A 20,479-nucleotide genomic window follows, 5' to 3' on the forward strand; every position below is an offset into this window, starting at 1 on the left:
AAATATTTATTTGGGGCGGGCAAGCCTTTAAAACTTTAATTTTCAATTCATAAAAATGAATTACAGGGCAAGATTAAATGTAATTTCTTGTTCCAAAAACTAAAAACGTTTATGTACTTGTTTTCTCGTTGAAGTGCACATTTTACACTTGCAAAACCCTTGTAAACAAAGGATTCAGAAGATAATTAACTTTGTTTATTTACAATGTTTGACATCCTAATTTGTATAAAAAAATCCCGACTACTTGCGCAATCGGGATAAAGAATAACAATACTGTTTTTGATAAAAATCAATATACAATTTTTGTTGCTATGGTATCTCCGTTTTCTAAAACTACATTAACCAGCATCACCTGAGGTGCTAAATTCAAATTTTGGATTAAAAAAGTATTAACTAAGACTTCCTCTTTTTGGTAAATTATTGCTCCACTAACATCATAAATACTGATTTTAGCAATCAATTTTTTAGGCGAACTTACATTTATCACATTATTCAATACCGAAACAACTACTTCTCCAGTCGAAACTGTTTCTTTTGTAATTCCTTTTTTAGACACATTATCATCAATATAACGCATTATAAAACGATTATTAAATACTCCTTTTTCAGTACTAAAAGTGTAAGCCCCTTTTTTAAGATTATGAACTACTTTTAAATCTTTATCTTCCAAAAAGACATTCTGTGAAGTTAATATTCCATCAGTATGATCGATATTAATTTGGAAATCACCCTTAATTGTAGATTTATAACCCAAAGGCACACTGTCTTGTTGTACAAAAGGCAATGCACGTGCCTGAATAGCTAAATTTACTGCATTGTTTACACTATAAAAATCAACAAATGGATTACCGTCATAACTCATTCCATCAAAACCGGTATCGTAATTATTGGTAGCTCCTGCTATATATCCAACAAGTGTTTGTTTAAAAACACCTTCATTATTGGTTAAATTCAGCCAAATACGATTTTTATCTGTAATAGCATTAGTTGTAGCTGTTTTAGAAGTAGTACTTAATTTAAAAAACTGTGAATTATTTGTTCCCGAAACTCCGCCGGAAATTCGCATACCATTGTTAAAAATCAACGTTCCACCAGTAGCACTTGATGGAGCAAAAAAACCTTGACTTGCTGCAATTTTACCTGTTGGTACAACTCCTCCTGTATTGGCAGCTTTGGCGGTAGAAACACGAGTTCCAACTCCACCCGTTCTGTTGTAAGTTGCATAATCATTAGCACTGTAATTATAAGCTTGAGACCCGGGAGCAACATTAGAGGGTGGCGTATTATGTGTCCAAAAATAAAGGGTTCCTTCTAAAACATTCATATTAGCATCTAAAAAAGCATCTGCGTCAATAGCCGATGGATAAGGATTTCCAAAAAGATACGTTTTATTTGCTAACAAGGATAAATTAAATACACCATTATTGGGAACACCTACAAAAACTGGTGCATAATCAATTGTAGCAGCAGTAATACTGAAATTTTGCGGAGCACGAACAAGGTATCCGTTCCCCGGATCCATTATTTTAGTTCCGTTATAATAAATCACCCAACCCGTATCAGGATTGTAACCATAATACTTGTCATATAAAGTATTAGGTGATAAATTTTTCAGGGTTTGCCCTGCAACCGGCGAAGACCAATAGGTAAAATCGTACCTTCTTACAGGGGTGGTATAACGCTTATAATTAATATTTCCGGTATTTACAGCAGTATCATTAAGCTGAACCAAACTGGCATTATTTTCGAAAGTAAGTGTACCACTAACAACATTAACCGCATTAGTAACCTTTAAAGTATGCGTTCCATTGATAATTACATTTGCACCATTGGTAATTTGGCAAGAACAAGCTTCTATATCAGCTATCGAATTAAAATCATCTTCAAAAATAACATCTCTACTACCATCAGGATTCCCATTTAACCAAGTTGTACCATTCCAAGTAGATGTTTCACTTATTATTTGACAATTAGTAGTTGATGATATACAACCCGCCACATTTTTTATAATTACATTATAAGAACCTACAGCTAAACCTGATTTTACATTGCTAGTTTGATAAGTTACTCCATTATCAAAACTATATTCATCGGTTGCGCTTTGCACGGTTACTGTAATGGTTCCTGTATTTATTGAGCATGTTGGCTGAGTAATAGAAGTTACCGGAGTTGTTAATTGTGGTAAAAAAGTAATTTTACGTGTTCTGGTGTAACTTGCTACATTACAATCGGTTCCTGAGGACTGAAAAGTAATATAAACTCGATATTCAGCCGACTCTGCAGGAGTTCCTCCAGTAATAGATAAAGTAGCAGAAGTGGCTCCTGAATAAGCTCCACCATTGATAACATCATCCCAAACTCCTGAAGTCACGGATTTTTTCCACTGATAAGAAACCACATTGGCAGGATAGGAAGTGGTAACTGTATAAGAATAATTTGTTCCAAAACACTGGATTACATTGGTGCCAGTTGAAACATTAGTAATCTCATTTACTGTAAGTGTTGCTACATTAGAAGTCACACTACAATTTCCATTAGAGACAATTACCTGAAATTGTGTTCCATTGGGATGCTGTGTACTTCCTGCATTTAGTATTCGAATTTCATTTGTTGAGGAATTCTCAATATAATTTTCAACGTCTACGATAGTCACAAAGCTAGCATCTAATGGTCTCTTTCGCTGCCAAGTATAAGTCAATCCTGAACCCGAAGCAATTACTTTGAATTTTACCGAAGCACCTTCGCAATCTAATTGATTAACAGGCTGAGTTGTGATAATCGGGAAAGCATTTACCGTTATTGTACCAGTAGCACTCACATTGCCACATCCACCTGATAATGGAATACTATAATTAAAAGTTCCTGATTGAGTGGGTGTTCCACTTATTGTAATTGTATTAGAAGACCATAAAGCCGTTACTCCGGTAGGTAATCCTGTTGCTGTTCCTATCCCTGTTGCCCCAGTTGTTGTATGAGTAATATTTGTCATTAGTGTATTTACACAAAGATTAGGAGATGACGAGGCAGCCGTAACACTATTCAGACTTACAGTAAATGCTCCGGAAACAGCAGTCGTAAAAGCAATCCCACAGGAACTATTTATCACACAATAATAGTATGTTGTACCACTAACAGCACTTGAAGGAGTATAAACATTTGATACAGCTCCAGAAATTAAACTCCCCCCTGAATTAGAAGCGGTAGTATTGCTATACCACTGATAAGTCAAACCTGTTCCAAAAGCAGAAACAGAAATTGGTCCAAAACTCCCACCACACACAGTCTGTCCTGCAGTAGATTGAGTATAGGTAGAAGCTGAAACATAAACTGGAATAGGAGCTGAATATTTAGTTCCACAACCACTGGCGCTCGATGTATATTTTACTCTGTACCAAGTTGTAACCGTTAAAGCAGACGGTGTGTAACTACTTGAAGTTGCTCCTGAAATAGGAGTATAAGTTCCTCCTGCTGTTAAACTATATTGCCATTCATAAGTAGGAGAAGGCGCATTTGTAGAAAATGTCAAATTAGAGATGCTTCCCCCCGAACAAATAGTCTGGCTCTGAGGTAGTATTGTTGCAGTGTAAGCGGTATCTGGATTTGAAGTTCCACACCCAAGTGAAGTCCCTGAACAATTAGAAGCACAATTATTACTAGATCCATAGATTTGAGAGGAATTGCCTTGAGTAGTCATAGCTCCAGTGGTATAAAACTGACCCGTAGTTCCTGAAATATCAATATTCCCATTATCAGTTATATAATCTCCATACACTTGCAATAAACCGTTAACTGTAAAATTTCCAGTACTGTTGCTATTTACTATATTACCATATACAATTAAAGTTGCACCTTGCTCTATTGTAATACTCGATTTATTTCCAATTAAAAAATTGTTAGAAGTAGAGCCCAAAGTTCCCAATACTAAAGTAGTACCTGATTTGACCGTTAATGTAAAAATAGAATTTCCACCTATACTTGTAACACCTCCTATTGTGGTAGTCCCGGAAGCAATGGTCAAGCTACCCGACGCATCAACTGCTGAAAAGTCATAATTTGATCCCCCAGGCTGATCGGTTACGTCCTGATTAAAGGTATAGTTTCCTGTACTAATGGTTAAATTTTGATCAAGAGTAAGAGGATTATTAACGGTAACATTTGTGCTGCTGGCAGGAACACCGCTAGGTGCCCATGTGTTAGTTGTTGACCAAATGTAGGCTACTCCTGATGTAGTAGTTTGTCCAGTTATTTTTGTAGAAAAAACAAATAAAAACAGTACCCCAAAAATCACTTTCTTAAATAAAAATAACCTCATAAAACCCAAATGATAAAATTAGACTTAACAAATCAACAATTAAATTAAAACACTTAAAATCAGACACAAAAACAAAATCGTTAACTTACATTATTCATCGCTAATCAGCTATTTTTTACAAATTACGTCAGCTATTTACATTGTAAACCACTATCATAAATAGATTTAAGTACCTTTATGGCTGAGAATTTTAAATTTAATTTGGAATAGTCTAAAATGAAAGACGTATTTACCATCAAAGAAGCCATTCAAAAAATAGAACATTATTGTGCTTATCAGGAAAGGTGTCATCAGGAAGTGGAGCAAAAATTGCGAAACATGAAAATGGATTCAGATGAAATAGACCATATTATTGCCCATCTTATCAACGAAAATTTTCTAAACGAAGAACGTTTTGCCTGTAGTTTTGCCCGAGGAAAACATCGAATCAAACATTGGGGAAAGATCCGAATTACCAATGAATTAAAATTCAGAGGTATCAATCAAACCTTAATTAATATTGCTTTAAAAGAAATTAGTCAAGAAGAATATTATAGCACTTTTGATACTTTGGCAAATAGAAATTGGGAATCCATTATGGAAAAAAATGCTTTGAAGAAAAGAAAGAAATTTTGCGATTTTATGCTTAGACGTGGATTTGAGAGTAATTTGATTTATGATAAAGTTTGCGAATTAGAAAACAATAATACCAAATAATGCAGTATTCAAAAACTATTTTTTGAGAAATAAAAAAGACCAATACCGAAAAAACAGTATTGGTCTTTTTTGTAGTTTTTTACCCAAAAAGCATACTCGCTACATCTTCAATTTTAGCTACTAATTCAATTTTGATTCCTGTGTTTTTCAAGGCTATTTTATTGTATTTGGATACAAAAATGGTAGAAAATCCTAATTTTTCGGCTTCCTGAATGCGTTGGTCCACACGGTTTACTGGACGAATTTCACCCGAAAGTCCGACTTCGCCAGCAAAACAAAAATCTTTGTTCACGGGAATATCTTCATTCGATGATAAAATAGCAGCTACAACAGCCAAATCAATCGCAGGATCATCCACTGAAATGCCTCCGGTAACGTTTAGGAAAACGTCTTTGGCGCCAAGTCTGAAACCGGCTCTTTTTTCTAAAACGGCCAAAATCATATTCAGTCTTTTGGCATTATAACCGGTGGTGCTGCGTTGTGGAGTTCCATAAACTGCCGTGCTGACTAAGGATTGGATTTCAATCATCAGTGGGCGCATGCCTTCTAATGTGGTGGCAATAGCGGTTCCTGATAATTCTTCGTCTTTGTGCGAAATCAATATTTCCGACGGATTGGAAACTTCTCTTAGTCCGCTACCCAGCATTTCGTAAATACCAATTTCGGCAGTAGAACCAAAACGGTTTTTTAACGAGCGTAGGATTCGATACACATGATTTCGATCACCTTCAAATTGCAGTACGGTATCGACCATGTGTTCCAGTATTTTTGGTCCGGCAATGTTTCCGTCTTTGGTAATATGACCAATTAAAATCACAGGAATATTAGTTTCTTTGGCAAACTTAATTAGTTCGGCAGTAGTCTCCCTGATTTGCGAAATGCTTCCCGCTGTTGATTCAATATAATCAGTATGCAGGGTTTGAATCGAATCGATAATCACGATTTCCGGTTCAATGGCTTCGATTTGTTTGAAGATATTTTGCGTTTTGGTTTCGGTCAGAATGTAGCAGTTATCGCTTGAAGGTGTAATTCTTTCGGCGCGCATTTTTATTTGTTTCTGACTTTCTTCGCCTGAAACATATAAGGTTTTATATGGTAGTTTTAAGGATATTTGGAGTAAAAGCGTACTTTTCCCTATTCCCGGTTCGCCGCCCAGAAGTGTGAGTGAACCCGGTACGATACCGCCACCCAAAACGCGATTCAATTCGGTATCAGTGGTGTCCATACGGATTTCCTGAGTCGAATCGATTTCGGTAATTCTTAAAGGTTTTGGTGCTCTGTTGCTTGGTGTAGGTTCGCTTTTCCAGGCAACTTTATCTTGTTTTTGAATGATTTCTTCGGCAATGGTATTCCATTCTTTACAGGCGTTGCATTGACCTTGCCATTTGGCGTAAGATGTTCCGCAATTCTGGCAGAAAAAAGAGGTTTTAACTTTTGACATTATTTTTTTACAGTTAAGCTTTTCATATCATCGTACTTATTGTACATCATTTCTTTAGTCAAATCGCCAATTTCTTCCAGTTGGGAAGCACGCTGGTATTTGGCGGCAGCCTTTTTAGCATCACCGGTTTTTTCATACATCAAACCCAGTTCGTAATCAGCAAGCATTGCTTTTGGATAATTTTTACTGGCAATTTGGGCCAATTTTTCTAATTCATCATAAGCCTTATTTTTTAAGATAGCAGCTTCGATGGCTTTGAAATCATTGATTCGTATAGGCATTTGCAAACCTAATTTTTCGGCTGTGTTTTGGTATTTTTTAATTAAGTAATCCACATAACCGGATGGCAAAATTGCAATTTTTTCGGTGAATTCCGTTGAAGAAATAGGTTTGTAACTATCAAAAATTTGGTACAAAGCATTTGGCACCGAAAATAAAACTAAGGAGTAATGGGAAGCGTTACTGAATTTATTGTATTGGTAATTCACTAACGGATTTGTAATTGATTTTAACTGAGCATCCAATTCTTCTATAGGCTGAAGTAATTGTTTGATATCGCCATCGGCTGAAGATTGATAGTAAAATATCGGTTTTTTTGCATTGCTTAAGTTGGTTGCAATTTGGCTTTCCATTCCCGGTGCGAGTTCCGGACTGAGTGAAATATAAGCGTTAAAAAAGGAGTTTTCTTTGTAAAGAAAGAAATTTAAAAATCCGGCTGTAGTGTCATGTCCGGCAATAATTCTGAAAGGAGCCGTACGGTATTTTTTATCAATAAAAGGAACGAGTTCTTCGCCAATGAAGTTGTAAAAAGCCGCCGATCTTTTGGTTGGTGTTCCTTCAGCGGGGTCAAAAGCGCAGTCGTTCATACGGCTGTTTTTTTGATTGATTCCAATGATAATCATTTCGGGTAAGTCGTCCCAATATTCTCCATATTTCAAAGCTCCCTGAAAAGGGTCAAATAAATAATCTCCGTCTAATAACAATAAAACCGGGTATCTTTTGGTTGAACTGTTTTCGTAAGAAGCAGGTAGACTTATTGTAATTTCTCTGGTTTCTCCGAGTTTGTTGGATTTGATTAATTCGGTAGTTTTTTGAGCAAATAATGAAATCGAAAAAAAGAATAAAAGTAGTGCTTGTTTCATGATTTGGGAGTTTATAAAATTCGATTTTAAATATACTACTTTTTAACCAAAGTAAAAGAAAGCTTATAAAAACAAAAAGCGCTTCTTTTAGGAAACGCTTCATTTATTTGATAATTTTTAATACTGTTTTAGGTCAATGAATTGTCATTTTCATTTGGGAAAATAATCCAGGGTTGGAAAGTTTTTGCTTCTTCGAAATCAACTGTAGCATACGAAATAATGATAATAATATCATCTCTCTGTACTTTTCTGGCTGCCGGGCCGTTCAATGTAATTTCGCCGGAATTTCTTTCTCCTTTTATGGCGTAAGTGTCAAAACGTTCTCCGTTGTTGATGTTAACAATGGATACTTTTTCTCCTTCAATAATATTAGATGCTTCTAATAAGGTTTCATCGATGGTAATACTGCCTATGTAATTTAAATCGGCTCCTGTTACTTTTACCCGATGAATTTTTGATTTTAATACTTGAATTTGCATGGCACAAAAGTAAATTATTTTAGCGAAATGGTATCAATCAATCGAATATTATTAACAAAAACGGCTATAAATGCACGATAATTTTTATTTTTTGATTGCTCAACACAAGGAAGAAGTGTCGCTTCGTCCGCGATTTCAAAGTATTCTAAGTCAAAAATACTATTGGATTGAAACACTTCTTTTACCCAATTTTTTACTTCTTCACAACTTTGCGTTTTGAATTTTTCTTTGGCCTCAAGTAATGTTTGGTATATCATTGCTGCTTGTTCTCTTTCTATTTTTGATAAGCGTTCATTTCGGGAACTCATAGCAAGTCCGTTAGCTTCTCTGAAAATTTCGCAACCAATTATGTTTACTGCCAATTGGTTTTTGCTGACCATTTTTTTGACAATTTGTAATTGCTGGAAATCTTTCTCTCCAAAATAAGCATTGTTAGGAGTTACAATTTCGAACAATCTTTTTACAATTGTTCCCACTCCGTTAAAATGACCCGGTCTGAACTTGCCTTCCATTTGGTTTTCTAATCCGTCAAAATCAAATTCCTGTGAAACCGTTTTTCCTTCGTAAATATCTTCTACAGAAGGTGCGTAAACAATTATATTTTTGTCTAAATCAGCAATTTTTTGAGTATCTGCTTCCAGAGTTCTGGGGTATTTTTCTAAATCTTCGGGATTGTTAAACTGAGTAGGATTGACAAAAATACTCACTACGGTAGTGTTGTTTTCTGCTAGTGATTGCTGCATCAATGAAAGATGTCCTTGGTGCAAAGCGCCCATTGTTGGGACAAAACCAATAGTGGAATGAGACGTTTTAACAGAATTTAAAAAATCGATTAAAGCGGCTTTTCCATAGAAAATAGGCATGGTTATTTTATTAAAATTAAATGCAAACATAATATATTAGTTAATAACTGCATAAAATTTTGTAATTTTGCGTGGTTTTTATTACCAACTTAACTAAGTAAATTACAATATGAAAGATAAGAGGATATTATACGTATCATCTGAAGTGGTGCCCTATTTGGCTGAAAATGAGGTTTCTTTAATGTCTTATGATGTTCCTAAGATGGTAAATGATCAGGGGGGACAAATCAGAATTTTTATGCCAAGATATGGAAATATCAACGAAAGACGTCACCAATTGCATGAAGTAATTCGACTATCCGGAATGAATTTGGTAGTAAATGACTTAGATATGCCTTTGATTATTAAGGTAGCATCAATTCCTAAAGAAAGAATTCAGGTATATTTTATTGATAATGACGAATATTTTAAAAGAAAAGCAACCTTTGCTGATGAAGATGGAGCACTCTATCCTGATAATGACGAACGCGCTATCTTTTTTGCAAAAGGAGTTGTTGAAACAGTAAAAAAACTGAATTGGGTTCCTGATATTATTCATGTCCATGGATGGATGGCAGCTATGTTGCCTGTTTATATGAAACATTTTTATAAAAACGAAGCCTTGTTTTCTGACACGAAGATTGTTACTTCGGTTTACGGACAGTCTTTCGACGGTACTTTAGATGTCGAAATGATTAACAAAGTCAAACTTGACGGAGTACCACAAGAGGAAGTAGCTATGCTTTCGACTCCTGATTATGAGAATATTATTAAAGCAACTGTAATGCATTCGGATGCAGTAATTATTGCTTCGCCTAATGTAAGTTCAAGTTTAACAAAATTTATTGAAACTTCAGGAAAACCTTTTCTATCTTACGTCCCTAAAGATTCTTTCGCTGATGCGTATAATAATTTTTACAAAGAAATGCTTTAATCCCAACTTTTTATTATCAAATATGCGTAATAATTCTTTTTTTAAGATAATTCTAATAGCAATAACAGTCGTTTTTTTTATTTCATGCGATAAAGATTTTAATTCTATTGGAGAAGATTTAATAGGCAATGAACATTTTGGTTTGGAACTTGACAGTTATGAAGTTCAGGCTTATAACCAAAAAGTCGAAGCGGTACAATCTAATAATCTACCCATTAATCCATTAGGAATTTACGACGATCCTGTTTTTGGTACAACCGAAGCCAGTTTTGTTACTCAGGTTGTTTTGTCTCCTTCAAATCCGGTTTCAGTAAATCCTGTTATTGGTGCTAATCCTGAAATTGAAAGTGTAATTTTAAATATTCCTTATTTTAGTCATGTTGATCCTGATGTAGCAATTACTAGTTCAGGAGACAGTACTTATATTTTGGACTCCATTTATGGCCCTGCAAAATCAAAAATAAAATTAAGCGTTTATGAGTCGGGTTATTTTATGAGGGATTTAGATCCTTTGACTGGTTTTTTAGAACCTCAAAAATTCTACACCGATCAGGCTGGCGATTTTAATAATCTGATAGCATCAGTACGTTTGAATAATGATACTGATGTATCTCAAAATGATGCTTTTTTCTTTAACCCTGCCGAACGCAAAGAAACTACTAAGGAAAATGAAGAAGATGTAGTTACACGATTTGCTCCTGCAATGCGTTTGTCTTTAAACAAAGATTATTTTAAAACAAAAATTATTGATGCCGCTAAAAAAATTGACGGTACTGATCCTGGGAAACTAACCACTAATGATGTTTTCAAAAACTTCTTTAGAGGTCTATATTTTAAAGTAGAAAAATCCGGGTCAAATCCAGGTCAAATGGCCTTGATGAATTTTAAAGAAGGAACTATTACCGTTAAATATAAAGAAGACCTTGTTACAATTACAAAAGACGCAAACGGTAATGATGTTTCAAAAACAGATCGAATAGATAAATCCATAGTGCTTAATTTAACCGGAAACACAGTTAGTTTATTATCAAACACTAATACTCCGGCTTATGATACGGCTACCAACAATCCAAATAGTACTACCGGAGACAGTAAATTGTATCTAAAAGGTGGTCAAGGATCTATGGCTGTATTGGATCTTTTTAACAAAACCGATGAAAGAGGATATAATGCTGCTGGAGAGCCTACTATTGGTTCGAACCATGTTCCGGATGAATTAGACGATTTAAAACAACTTTCAGCTACCAAAAAATTATTGATAAACGAGGCTAACCTGGTTTTTCATATTGATGCTGCAACTATGGGAGCAAATGCGGCCTTGCCAAAACGTATTTATTTATATGATTTAACTAATAACATCCCGGTTTTGGACTACCTTTATGATGGAACAACAGGAACAACGGTTAAAACAGGACGTTTAATATACAGTGGTTTATTGAACACTTTAAATGCTAATGATCCTAAAAATTATAAAACCTATAAGATTCGATTAACAAATCAAATTAGAAGTTTAGTAAAAAACAAAGATTCGGTAAATGTTAAACTAGGAGTAGTTATTACGGAAGACATCAACAATATCACAATGAATAAATTACGTACTTCAGTAATTTTACCAGATCAGGAAACAACATTTTCTAAAGTGCCTCAGGCATCGATAATGAATCCTTTAGGCGTTGTACTATTTGGAAACAACATCCCTTCAGGAAATGCTGATTACGACAAAAGATTAAAATTAGAAATTTATTACACAAAACCCGATTAATATAAAAATTTATGTGTGGAATAGTTGGTTATATAGGTCATAGAGAGGCTTATCCTATCGTTATTAAAGGTTTAAAAAGACTAGAGTACAGAGGTTACGATAGTGCTGGTGTAATGGTTTACGATGGTGCGATTAAGGTTTGTAAAACAAAAGGAAAGGTTGTTGCTCTTGAAGAAAAAGCACAAAAAGAGATTAATACAAACGGAACTATCGGAATTGGTCATACCCGTTGGGCTACGCATGGTGTCCCGAATGATGTAAACTCGCATCCCCATCTTTCAAACTCAGGTGAATTAGCAATTGTTCACAACGGAATTATTGAAAATTATGCGCCATTAAAAGAAGAACTAATGAAGCGTGGTTATGTTTTTCATTCCGATACTGATACTGAAGTATTAGTGAATTTGATTGAAGAAGTTCAGAAAAAAGAAAAATTAAAATTAGGAAAAGCAGTTCAGTTAGCACTTAATCAAGTGGTAGGAGCTTATGCAATTGCTGTTTTTGATATTAAAAATCCTGACGAAATTGTTGCTGCCCGTTTAGGAAGTCCTTTAGCAATTGGTGTGGGTGAAGGTGAATATTTTATTGCTTCTGATGCTTCGCCTTTTATTGAATATACTTCAAATGCAGTGTATTTAGAAGATGGTGAAATGGCTAATATTAATTTGAAGAAATCAATTAAGATTAGAAAAATTAAAGATGACAGCTTAGTAGATCCTTATATTCAGGAGCTTCAAATGAATTTGGAGCAAATTGAAAAAGGAGGATTTGACCACTTTATGCTAAAAGAAATTTTTGAGCAGCCTAGCGTTATCAAAGATACTTACAGAGGAAGATTACATGCTGATAAAGGAATTGTTCAAATGTCTGGGATTGAAGATAATTTGGAAAAATTCTTAAATGCCGAAAGAATAATTATTGTTGCCTGTGGTACTTCATGGCATGCAGGTTTAGTTGCGGAGTATATTATTGAAGAATTTGCACGCATTTCTGTAGAAGTAGAGTATGCTTCTGAATTCAGATACAGAAACCCAATTATAAAAAGCACCGATGTAGTTATCGCTATTTCTCAATCAGGAGAAACTGCCGATACTATGGCAGCTATTAAATTAGCCAAAGAGCAAGGAGCATTTGTTTTTGGTGTTTGTAATGTGGTTGGTTCTTCAATTTCAAGAGAGTCTCATGCAGGTGCTTATACACATGCTGGTCCTGAAATTGGGGTGGCTTCGACTAAAGCTTTTACAACTCAAATTACAGTGTTGACCATGTTGGCTTTGCGTTTGGCTAAAGCAAAAGGCACTTTGTCACATTCTGATTTCCATAGATATTTATTGGAGTTGGAATTAATTCCTGAGAAAGTAAAAGAAGCTTTGGGAACTATTGACAGCGCAAAAGAAATTGCTGCTGCGTTTAAAGATGCACCTAATTGCTTGTATTTAGGTCGTGGTTATAATTTTCCGGTAGCTTTAGAAGGAGCTTTAAAGCTAAAAGAAATATCATATATTCACGCAGAAGGTTATCCTGCTGCCGAAATGAAACACGGACCAATTGCGTTGATTGACGAACAAATGCCGGTTGTAATAATTGCTCCTAAGCAAGGGCATTATGACAAAATAGTTAGTAATATTCAGGAAATTAAGTCCAGAAGCGGTAAAATTATTGCGGTTGTGACTAAAGGTGATACTCAGGTTAGGGAATTAGCCGATTATGTTATCGAAATTCCTGAAACTTCAGATGCTCTATCGCCTTTGATTACTACTATTCCGCTGCAGTTGTTGTCTTATTATATAGCTGTTTACAGAGACTGTAATGTAGATCAGCCTCGAAATTTAGCAAAATCAGTTACTGTAGAATAAAAACAATTCGAAATAAAAATCTAAAAAGCAAGGCGATACGTCTTGCTTTTTTTATGCAAGTTTCTTAATAATCAGTCTTAATTATTAAAAATTGAATTTTCTGACACATAATTTGTTAAATGTTGATTTTTTTATCTAAATTTAGTTAGTCGAAAACGCTTTGTTTTTTTGGTGATGCAGTTATGAGAAAGTGGAAGGCTTTTGAATTAGTAAATCAATAAAACCAATCTATATGAGAGCGTATTTATTTCTTTTGTCATTATTGCTTTGTGGCGTACTAAACGCTCAAAACACTATCCAGGGAGTTGTTACTGAAACAAATAACCTGGCAATTATCGGAGCAAATATCAGAGTAATTGGCGATTCGGCCGGCACAATTACCGATAGCGATGGAAAATTTATACTCAATACTTCTAAAGAACTACCTTATGAAATAGAAGTGAGTTTTATTGGTTTTGAATCAAAAAGAATAAGCATTAATTCTAAAAAACAACAAATTACCATTGTTCTTATTGAAAAACACAATTTACTAGATGAAATCGTGGTTTCGGCATCCAGAACACCTGAAAGAGTTTTTGAATCGCCAGTTACAATCGAAAGAATGGGTATTGCCGATATTAAAAAAACAGCTTCTTCTACTTTTTATGATGGTTTAGAGAATTTGAAAGAAGTTCAAATGAATACCAGTAGTTTGACTTTTAAATCTATTAATACCCGTGGGTTTGCTACTGTAGCCAATTCTCGCTTCCTGCAATTAGTGGACGGAATGGATAATTCGTCTCCTTTGTTAAATTTTGTTTTAGGAAATATGGTGGGTATTTCTGAAATCGATGTTCAAAATGTAGAGTTATTACCTGGGGCTTCTTCTGCTTTATATGGTGCTAATGCTTTTAATGGTATTATGTTTATGAATAGCAAAAGCCCTTTTACTTATCAAGGAATAACAGCTTATGCCAAATACGGACAAACCAGTCAAAAAGCTGCAGGCTCAAATGATTATATTGATTACGGAATCAGAATGGCTCATGCCTTTGATAAACATTTTGCTGCCAAAGCAAATTTTACTTACATGCGAGGTACTGATTGGTTTGCTACAAATTATAGAGACAAAACAATCGCAGGGAGAGATAGAGATCATCAAAATTATGATGGTATAAACATATATGGAGATGAAGTTTCTACTAATATATATACTGTAGGGCAAACAATGGTAGCTAATAATTTGCTTCCGTCAAATCTGGCAGCATTATTGCCTAACGAAAATGTATCAAGAACGGGTTATAACGAAATTGACTTAACCAATAATAAAGCCAGTAATACTAAAATTGATCTTTCATTCCATTTTAGACCGTTTGGGGAAGAAAATTTCGAAATTATCTGGTTGAGTAAATTCGGATTTGGAAATGCGGTTTATCAAGGTGCTAATCGTTATTATCTAAATAACTTTTTCATGCAACAGCATAAAATAGAATTCAAAGGCAAGAATTTTTTCCTGAGAGGTTACACAACTTCTGAAGATGGTGGGCAATCTTACGACATGCAATTTACAGGAATTAATATCAACAGAAAGTGGAAATCAGATAACGACTGGTTCGGACAATATGCAGGTGCTTACTCTCAGGCTTATGCCGGTTTGTTTGGACCTACATACACAGGAAACGCTAGCGCATCTCATGCTTTTGCCCGTGCTGCTGCCGAAACAGGAAGACTTATTCCTGGAACTGCCGCATTCAATAATGCATTTAATGAGGTTATTTCTAATCCTGACGTATTATCCGGTTCTAAATTAGTCGATAATTCTAAAATTTATCATGCTGATGCAAATTACAATTTCAAAGATTTAATTTCTTTTGCTGAAATTCAAATTGGAGGTTCGTATCGAAAATACGAGCTAAATTCATTTGGGAGAATTTATACCGATGCTAATGGAATTATCAATTACAATGAGTATGGTGCTTATACCCAATTGATGAAAAAGTTTTTGGATGAAAGATTGAAATTTACAGGTTCCATCCGATATGATAAATCTAAAAATTTTGAAGGAAATTATTCGCCAAGGTTATCCTTAGTGTATTCAGGAGGTGAAGCCAAGAATCATAATTTCAGAGCCTCATTTCAAACAGGTTTTAGAAACCCAACTACTCAGGATCAGTATATAGGGTTTAATGTGGGGAATGCGGTATTAATAGGTTCGGCTCCGGATAATTTATCGAGATATTCTGAAACAAGACCGGTTGCTAATGGTTCTCCGGCTGTTGGGCAATTATATGCGGGCGGAACATCAGTCGTTATGACAGGAGACAATGCTTATAATAATTCCTATACAGCCTCATCAGTAATGGCTTTTGCTGCTTTTGCAGCGGCTAATCCCGGAAACACGCCAGGAGCAGCAGCTTTGTTAAGAAAAACAGATGTTAATTATGTTAAGCCCGAAGAAGTAAAAGCATTTGAATTAGGATACCGCTCGCGGGTTAAAGATGTGATAATTGATATTAGTACCTATTATAATATTTACAACAATTTTATAGGAAGTGCCAATGCTATTGCTCCTTTATACGGTAAAGCGTCCAATACTTTTGATTTTGCTTCAGGAGCTCCAACTTATGCAACAAATCCTGAAGTTCAATCTTTGCACGCTTTAGCAAATGGGAATGTCAGAATTTACCAATTGTACACAAATACTGATGTTGAAATCAAATCATTTGGTTTTGGTCTGGGTCTTTCAAAAAAAGTTTATAAGGATTTTGAACTTGGAGTAAATTATAATTATGCTGAGTTTAGTTTTGATCAGGCTAAAGACCCTAGTTTTGAAGCAGGGTTTAATACACCGAAACATAGGGTGAAGGCTTCGTTCGGAAATGAGAAGCTGTTTAAAAATTTCGGATTTAATATTAGTGGAAGATGGAACGATAGTTATTTATGGCAGTCTGCTATGGTGGATGGTATGGTGGATAGTGCTACTGTTGTCGATGCACAAATTAATTACAACATTCCTTCATTAAAATCAACTTTAAAAATAGGTGCTTCCAATATTGGTGGAAAAGAGTATACTCAGGTTTTGGGTGCCGGATTAATAGGACAGCAATATTTTGCTTCATGGACAATCAATCCATAATTGTATCGATTTAAAAAATCGCATTAAAAAATCACAATTTAGTTATATGGTTTAACAAAATCACTTCGGTTTTATCAAGAAGTGATTTTTTGTTTTTTAGAAAAAAGTGTCTTTATAAAAGTCGGTTTTAGGGCTGTTTTTATACTGCATTTTATTTTTTTATGTTTTTTGAATAAAATTGTTGATTTTTTATTTTAAAAAATTATCTTTGCGCTCTGAAAAAACACCTAATTCATTGAATTTTGATAAGGTAAGTTTCATAAACCTAAATAGCTGTTTAATAAATACATAAGTAATGTCTAGAGTAATAGGAAAAGTTGCCCAAATCATTGGCCCAGTAGTTGACGTTGTTTTCAACGGTAAGGATGTTGAACTTCCAAAAATTTATGATTCATTAGAAATCGTAAAAAAAGATGGTACTAAATTAATCCTTGAGGTACAATCTCACATTGGAGAAAATACTGTTCGTACCATTTCGATGGATTCAACAGATGGTTTGAGCAGAGGATATGAAGTAATAGGAACAGGTAATCCTATTCAAATGCCGATTGGAGCAGATGTTTACGGTCGTTTATTCAACGTTGTTGGAGATGCTATTGATGGTTTACCAGAATTGCCTAAAACAGGTGAGAACGGAATGTCAATTCACCGTCAGGCTCCAAAATTTGAAGATTTATCAACTTCATCTGAGGTTTTATTTACAGGTATTAAAGTAATCGATTTGATTGAGCCTTATGCAAAAGGAGGTAAAATTGGATTGTTTGGTGGTGCCGGTGTTGGTAAAACTGTATTGATTCAGGAGTTGATTAACAATATTGCAAAAGGTCACGGTGGACTTTCAGTATTCGCAGGAGTAGGAGAAAGAACACGTGAAGGAAATGACTTACTTCGTGAGATGTTAGAGTCAGGAATTATAAAATACGGTGAGGAATTCATGCACTCTATGGAAAATGGAGGATGGGATTTATCTAAAGTAGATTTGCCAGGAATGAGAGAGTCTAAAGCTACTTTCGTTTTCGGACAAATGAATGAGCCACCAGGAGCTCGTGCACGTGTGGCACTTTCTGGATTATCTATTGCTGAGTATTTCCGTGATGGAGCTGGATCTGATCAAGGAAAAGACGTATTGTTCTTCGTTGATAATATCTTCCGTTTTACACAAGCAGGTTCTGAGGTATCGGCACTTTTAGGTCGTATGCCATCTGCGGTAGGTTACCAACCAACATTGGCAACTGAGATGGGAGCTATGCAAGAGCGTATTACTTCTACAAACAAAGGATCTATTACATCTGTACAAGCGGTTTACGTTCCTGCGGATGACTTAACTGACCCAGCGCCAGCAACAACGTTTGCTCACTTAGATGCTACAACAGTATTGTCTCGTAAAATTGCTGAGTTAGGTATTTATCCTGCGGTAGATCCATTGGATTCTACTTCTCGTATCTTGACTCCACATATCTTAGGAAATGAGCATTATGACTGTGCACAAAGAGTAAAAGAGATTCTTCAAAAATACAAACAATTACAAGATATCATCGCTATCTTAGGTATGGAAGAGTTATCTGAAGAAGATAAATTAGCTGTATCAAGAGCACGTCGTGTACAACGTTTCTTGTCTCAACCGTTCCACGTTGCTGAGCAATTTACGGGTATTCCAGGTGTATTAGTTGATATTAAAGATACTATCAAAGGATTTAATATGATTATTGACGGTGAATTAGATCACTTGCCAGAATCAGCTTTTAACCTTAAAGGGACTATCGAAGAAGCTATCGAAGCTGGAGAGAAAATGTTAGCTGAAGCATAATAAGCTGGAAGCTAGAAGTTAGAAGCTAGAAGTTTTTTTCTAGTCTTCCCGTCTTCCGTCTTCCATCTTCTAACTTAAAAAAATATGATTTTAGAAATAGTATCACCAGAGGCATCTTTATTCAAAGGAGAAATAACATCAGTAACCTTACCGGGTGTTGGTGGAAGCTTTCAAATTTTAAATAATCACGCTCCAATTGTTTCCTTGCTTCAAAAAGGAACTGTAAAAATTACAGCACCAGAATTTAAGTTTAGCAAAGAATCAGCAAAGTTGTTTTCGAAAGTAAATGATCAAAACTACACTTTAGCTATTTCTTCAGGAACTATTGAAATGAAAGACAACAAAATAATTGTTTTAGCTGACTAAGACAATTTAGATTTATACAAGAACGTCAAGCTTTGCTTGGCGTTTTTTTTTACTTTTGATTTATGAGAAATCTACCTAATATCCTTAAAGCAAAAATAGAATCCAGAATTCAAAATAATGCACTACGCCAGTTGCCTTCTGAAGCTAATTTAATTGATTTTGCATCCAATGATTATCTTGGTTTTTCAAAATCAGAGTTGATTTTTAATCAAACGCATCAATATTTATTAGATAATGCTTTTGTTCAAAATGGAGCAACCGGTTCCCGATTGCTTTCTGGAAATCATAATTTATATAGTATAACAGAAAATTTTATTAGCACATTTCATCAAGCTGAAACTGCACTAATTTTTAATTCTGGTTATGATACCAATGTGGGATTCTTTAGTTCTGTTCCTCAAAAAGGAGATTTGATTTTGTATGATGAACTATGTCATGCCTCCATTCGTGACGGAATCCAGTTGTCTTATTCGAAATCTTATAAGTTCAATCATAATGATTTTGAAGATTTAGAGCGATTAATTCTTCGAAATCAAAATACGACTATCTACATTGTTACCGAAAGCGTTTTTTCAATGGATGGAGATACGCCAAACTTGAAAGAATTAGTTCATTTGTCTGAAAAACACAATTGTTATTTAGTTCTTGACGAAGCGCATGCTTTGGGTGTGTTTGGTGATAAAGGTCAAGGTTTGGTTCAGGAATTTGATGTGCAAGACAAAGTTTTTGCGCGAATCATGACTTTTGGAAAAGGCTTGGGTTGTCATGGAGCAGCTATTTTGGGAAGTCAGGAATTGAAACAATATTTGGTAAACTTTGCCCGAAGTTTTATCTATACTACGGGGCTTTCGCCACATTCCGTTGCGACAATTCTGGTTGCTTATCAGTTTTTAGAAAAAGAAAACAAGGATATTAAGTTGCTGCGTGAGAATATCATTCATTTCAATCAGCAAAAGAATTTATTGGGGTTAAAACCCATTTTTGTTCGAAGTAAATCGGCGATTCAGTCGGTTATTATTCCGGGAAATGAAAAGGTTAAATCTATTGCAAAACAACTTCAGGAAAAAGGTTTTGATGTTAAAGCCATACTTTCGCCTACGGTTCCCGAAGGACAGGAAAGACTACGCTTTTGTCTACATGCTTTTAATTCGAAAGATGAAATTTCGAATGTTCTACAATTGTTGAGTACTTTTGTTTTTGGCCCACAGATTTAACTGATGAAACGGATTAATACTGATTTTATATGAGTGAGTTATTACATAAAAATATAACAGATGATATTTTAAAAGTGTATTTCGATATATACAATCACCTAGGGTATGGTTTTTTAGAAAAAGTATACCAAAACGCAATGTATTTTGAATTACAGAAAAAAGGATATAAAGTTGATGCTCAAAAACCTATAAAAGTATATTTAAAAGGGCAATTGATTGGAGAGTATTACGCAGATTTATTAATTGAAGATAAAGTTATTGTTGAATTAAAAGCATGTGAATTACTTATGAATGCGCATGTTGCTCAACTAATGAATTATTTAAAAGCGACAGCAATTGAAGTTGGTCTTTTGTTAAATTTTGGAGAAGAACCAGAATTTAAACGTATTATTTATACGAATGATAGAAAGAAGAATTTAAGCAATCAGCGATAATCCGTTTCATCAGTTAAATCCGTGGGCTAATTTATTTTAAAACTTTGAAAAAGAAGTCTTGTGAATCTTCCTTTATCTT

At 34.7% G+C, this 20,479-nt stretch carries 14 protein-coding genes; 9 read left to right on the forward strand and 5 right to left on the reverse strand.

The genetic code is table 11. From position 1 onward, the window contains the following. Positions 1–289: 289 nt before the first annotated feature. On the reverse strand, positions 290–4,312 hold the full coding sequence (locus tag BIW12_RS05455) for a beta strand repeat-containing protein (RefSeq protein ID WP_071184168.1): 4,023 nt from the start codon (positions 4,310–4,312) through the stop codon (positions 290–292). A 216-nt stretch (positions 4,313–4,528) separates the two neighbouring features. Here BIW12_RS05455 and BIW12_RS05460 point away from each other — a divergent pair, with 216 nt between their 5' ends. Continuing rightward, positions 4,529–5,008, forward strand: a complete 480-nt coding sequence (locus tag BIW12_RS05460; protein ID WP_071184169.1) for a regulatory protein RecX — start codon at positions 4,529–4,531, stop codon at positions 5,006–5,008. Between the two features lie 79 nt (positions 5,009–5,087). Here BIW12_RS05460 and radA read toward each other — a convergent pair whose 3' ends face one another. The 4 genes from radA to panC all read right to left on the reverse strand — a co-directional run bounded on the left by radA (position 5,088) and on the right by panC (position 8,963). Next, entirely contained in the window at positions 5,088–6,449 is a 1,362-nt protein-coding gene (gene radA / locus BIW12_RS05465) for a DNA repair protein RadA (protein WP_071184170.1), read from the reverse strand. Further along, the gene (locus BIW12_RS05470) at positions 6,449–7,591 is read right to left on the reverse strand and encodes an alpha/beta hydrolase (protein ID WP_071184171.1); all 1,143 of its coding nucleotides are present in this window, start codon (positions 7,589–7,591) and stop codon (positions 6,449–6,451) included. Before BIW12_RS05470 ends, radA begins: the two co-directional genes overlap by 1 nt. A gap of 128 nt (positions 7,592–7,719) precedes the next feature. After that, positions 7,720–8,070, reverse strand: coding sequence for an aspartate 1-decarboxylase (panD, locus tag BIW12_RS05475; protein WP_071184172.1), 351 nt, complete (start codon positions 8,068–8,070; stop codon positions 7,720–7,722). Positions 8,071–8,084: 14 nt separating this feature from the next. Continuing rightward, positions 8,085–8,963 carry a pantoate--beta-alanine ligase gene (gene panC / locus BIW12_RS05480; RefSeq protein ID WP_071184173.1) on the reverse strand — a complete coding sequence of 293 codons (879 nt, stop codon included), beginning with the start codon at positions 8,961–8,963 and terminating at the stop codon, positions 8,085–8,087. Positions 8,964–9,042: 79 nt separating this feature from the next. Here panC and BIW12_RS05485 point away from each other — a divergent pair, with 79 nt between their 5' ends. The 8 genes from BIW12_RS05485 (at position 9,043) to BIW12_RS05520 (ending at position 20,400) form a co-directional block, all read left to right on the forward strand. Then, positions 9,043–9,846 carry a glycogen/starch synthase gene (locus BIW12_RS05485; RefSeq protein WP_071184174.1) on the forward strand — a complete coding sequence of 268 codons (804 nt, stop codon included), beginning with the start codon at positions 9,043–9,045 and terminating at the stop codon, positions 9,844–9,846. Between the two features lie 22 nt (positions 9,847–9,868). After that, positions 9,869–11,608, forward strand: a complete 1,740-nt coding sequence (locus tag BIW12_RS05490; protein WP_071186165.1) for a DUF4270 domain-containing protein — start codon at positions 9,869–9,871, stop codon at positions 11,606–11,608. An 11-nt stretch (positions 11,609–11,619) separates the two neighbouring features. Continuing rightward, complete coding sequence (glmS, locus tag BIW12_RS05495; RefSeq protein ID WP_071184175.1) at positions 11,620–13,464, forward strand: glutamine--fructose-6-phosphate transaminase (isomerizing); 1,845 nt, start codon at positions 11,620–11,622, stop codon at positions 13,462–13,464. Between the two features lie 232 nt (positions 13,465–13,696). Next, positions 13,697–16,579 carry a TonB-dependent receptor domain-containing protein gene (locus tag BIW12_RS05500; RefSeq protein WP_071184176.1) on the forward strand — a complete coding sequence of 961 codons (2,883 nt, stop codon included), beginning with the start codon at positions 13,697–13,699 and terminating at the stop codon, positions 16,577–16,579. 295 nt (positions 16,580–16,874) lie between these two features. Continuing rightward, on the forward strand, positions 16,875–18,386 hold the full coding sequence (gene atpD, locus BIW12_RS05505; RefSeq protein ID WP_071184177.1) for a F0F1 ATP synthase subunit beta: 1,512 nt from the start codon (positions 16,875–16,877) through the stop codon (positions 18,384–18,386). Positions 18,387–18,470: 84 nt separating this feature from the next. Next, a complete protein-coding gene (locus BIW12_RS05510) occupies positions 18,471–18,752 on the forward strand; it encodes a F0F1 ATP synthase subunit epsilon (protein ID WP_071184178.1) in 282 nt (93 codons plus the stop codon). 62 nt (positions 18,753–18,814) lie between these two features. Next, positions 18,815–19,966, forward strand: a complete 1,152-nt coding sequence (locus BIW12_RS05515) for an aminotransferase class I/II-fold pyridoxal phosphate-dependent enzyme (RefSeq protein WP_071184179.1) — start codon at positions 18,815–18,817, stop codon at positions 19,964–19,966. 29 nt (positions 19,967–19,995) lie between these two features. Next, on the forward strand, positions 19,996–20,400 hold the full coding sequence (locus BIW12_RS05520; RefSeq protein ID WP_071184180.1) for a GxxExxY protein: 405 nt from the start codon (positions 19,996–19,998) through the stop codon (positions 20,398–20,400). Positions 20,401–20,479 lie beyond the last annotated feature (79 nt).

Source organism: Flavobacterium commune (assembly GCF_001857965.1).
Lineage (GTDB): Bacteria > Bacteroidota > Bacteroidia > Flavobacteriales > Flavobacteriaceae > Flavobacterium > Flavobacterium commune.

Excerpts from the sequence above, each read along its gene's own strand:
- BIW12_RS05455 (WP_071184168.1), bottom strand. The coding sequence starts at position 4,312 with ATGAGGTTATTTTTATTTAAGAAAGTGATTTTTGGGGTACTGTTTTTA.
- BIW12_RS05460 (WP_071184169.1), top strand. The coding sequence starts at position 4,529 with ATGAAAGACGTATTTACCATCAAAGAAGCCATTCAAAAAATAGAACAT.
- radA (WP_071184170.1), bottom strand. The coding sequence starts at position 6,449 with ATGTCAAAAGTTAAAACCTCTTTTTTCTGCCAGAATTGCGGAACATCT.
- BIW12_RS05470 (WP_071184171.1), bottom strand. The coding sequence starts at position 7,591 with ATGAAACAAGCACTACTTTTATTCTTTTTTTCGATTTCATTATTTGCT.
- panD (WP_071184172.1), bottom strand. The coding sequence starts at position 8,070 with ATGCAAATTCAAGTATTAAAATCAAAAATTCATCGGGTAAAAGTAACA.
- panC (WP_071184173.1), bottom strand. The coding sequence starts at position 8,963 with ATGTTTGCATTTAATTTTAATAAAATAACCATGCCTATTTTCTATGGA.
- BIW12_RS05485 (WP_071184174.1), top strand. The coding sequence starts at position 9,043 with ATGAAAGATAAGAGGATATTATACGTATCATCTGAAGTGGTGCCCTAT.
- BIW12_RS05490 (WP_071186165.1), top strand. The coding sequence starts at position 9,869 with ATGCGTAATAATTCTTTTTTTAAGATAATTCTAATAGCAATAACAGTC.
- glmS (WP_071184175.1), top strand. The coding sequence starts at position 11,620 with ATGTGTGGAATAGTTGGTTATATAGGTCATAGAGAGGCTTATCCTATC.
- BIW12_RS05500 (WP_071184176.1), top strand. The coding sequence starts at position 13,697 with ATGAGAGCGTATTTATTTCTTTTGTCATTATTGCTTTGTGGCGTACTA.
- atpD (WP_071184177.1), top strand. The coding sequence starts at position 16,875 with ATGTCTAGAGTAATAGGAAAAGTTGCCCAAATCATTGGCCCAGTAGTT.
- BIW12_RS05510 (WP_071184178.1), top strand. The coding sequence starts at position 18,471 with ATGATTTTAGAAATAGTATCACCAGAGGCATCTTTATTCAAAGGAGAA.
- BIW12_RS05515 (WP_071184179.1), top strand. The coding sequence starts at position 18,815 with ATGAGAAATCTACCTAATATCCTTAAAGCAAAAATAGAATCCAGAATT.
- BIW12_RS05520 (WP_071184180.1), top strand. The coding sequence starts at position 19,996 with ATGAGTGAGTTATTACATAAAAATATAACAGATGATATTTTAAAAGTG.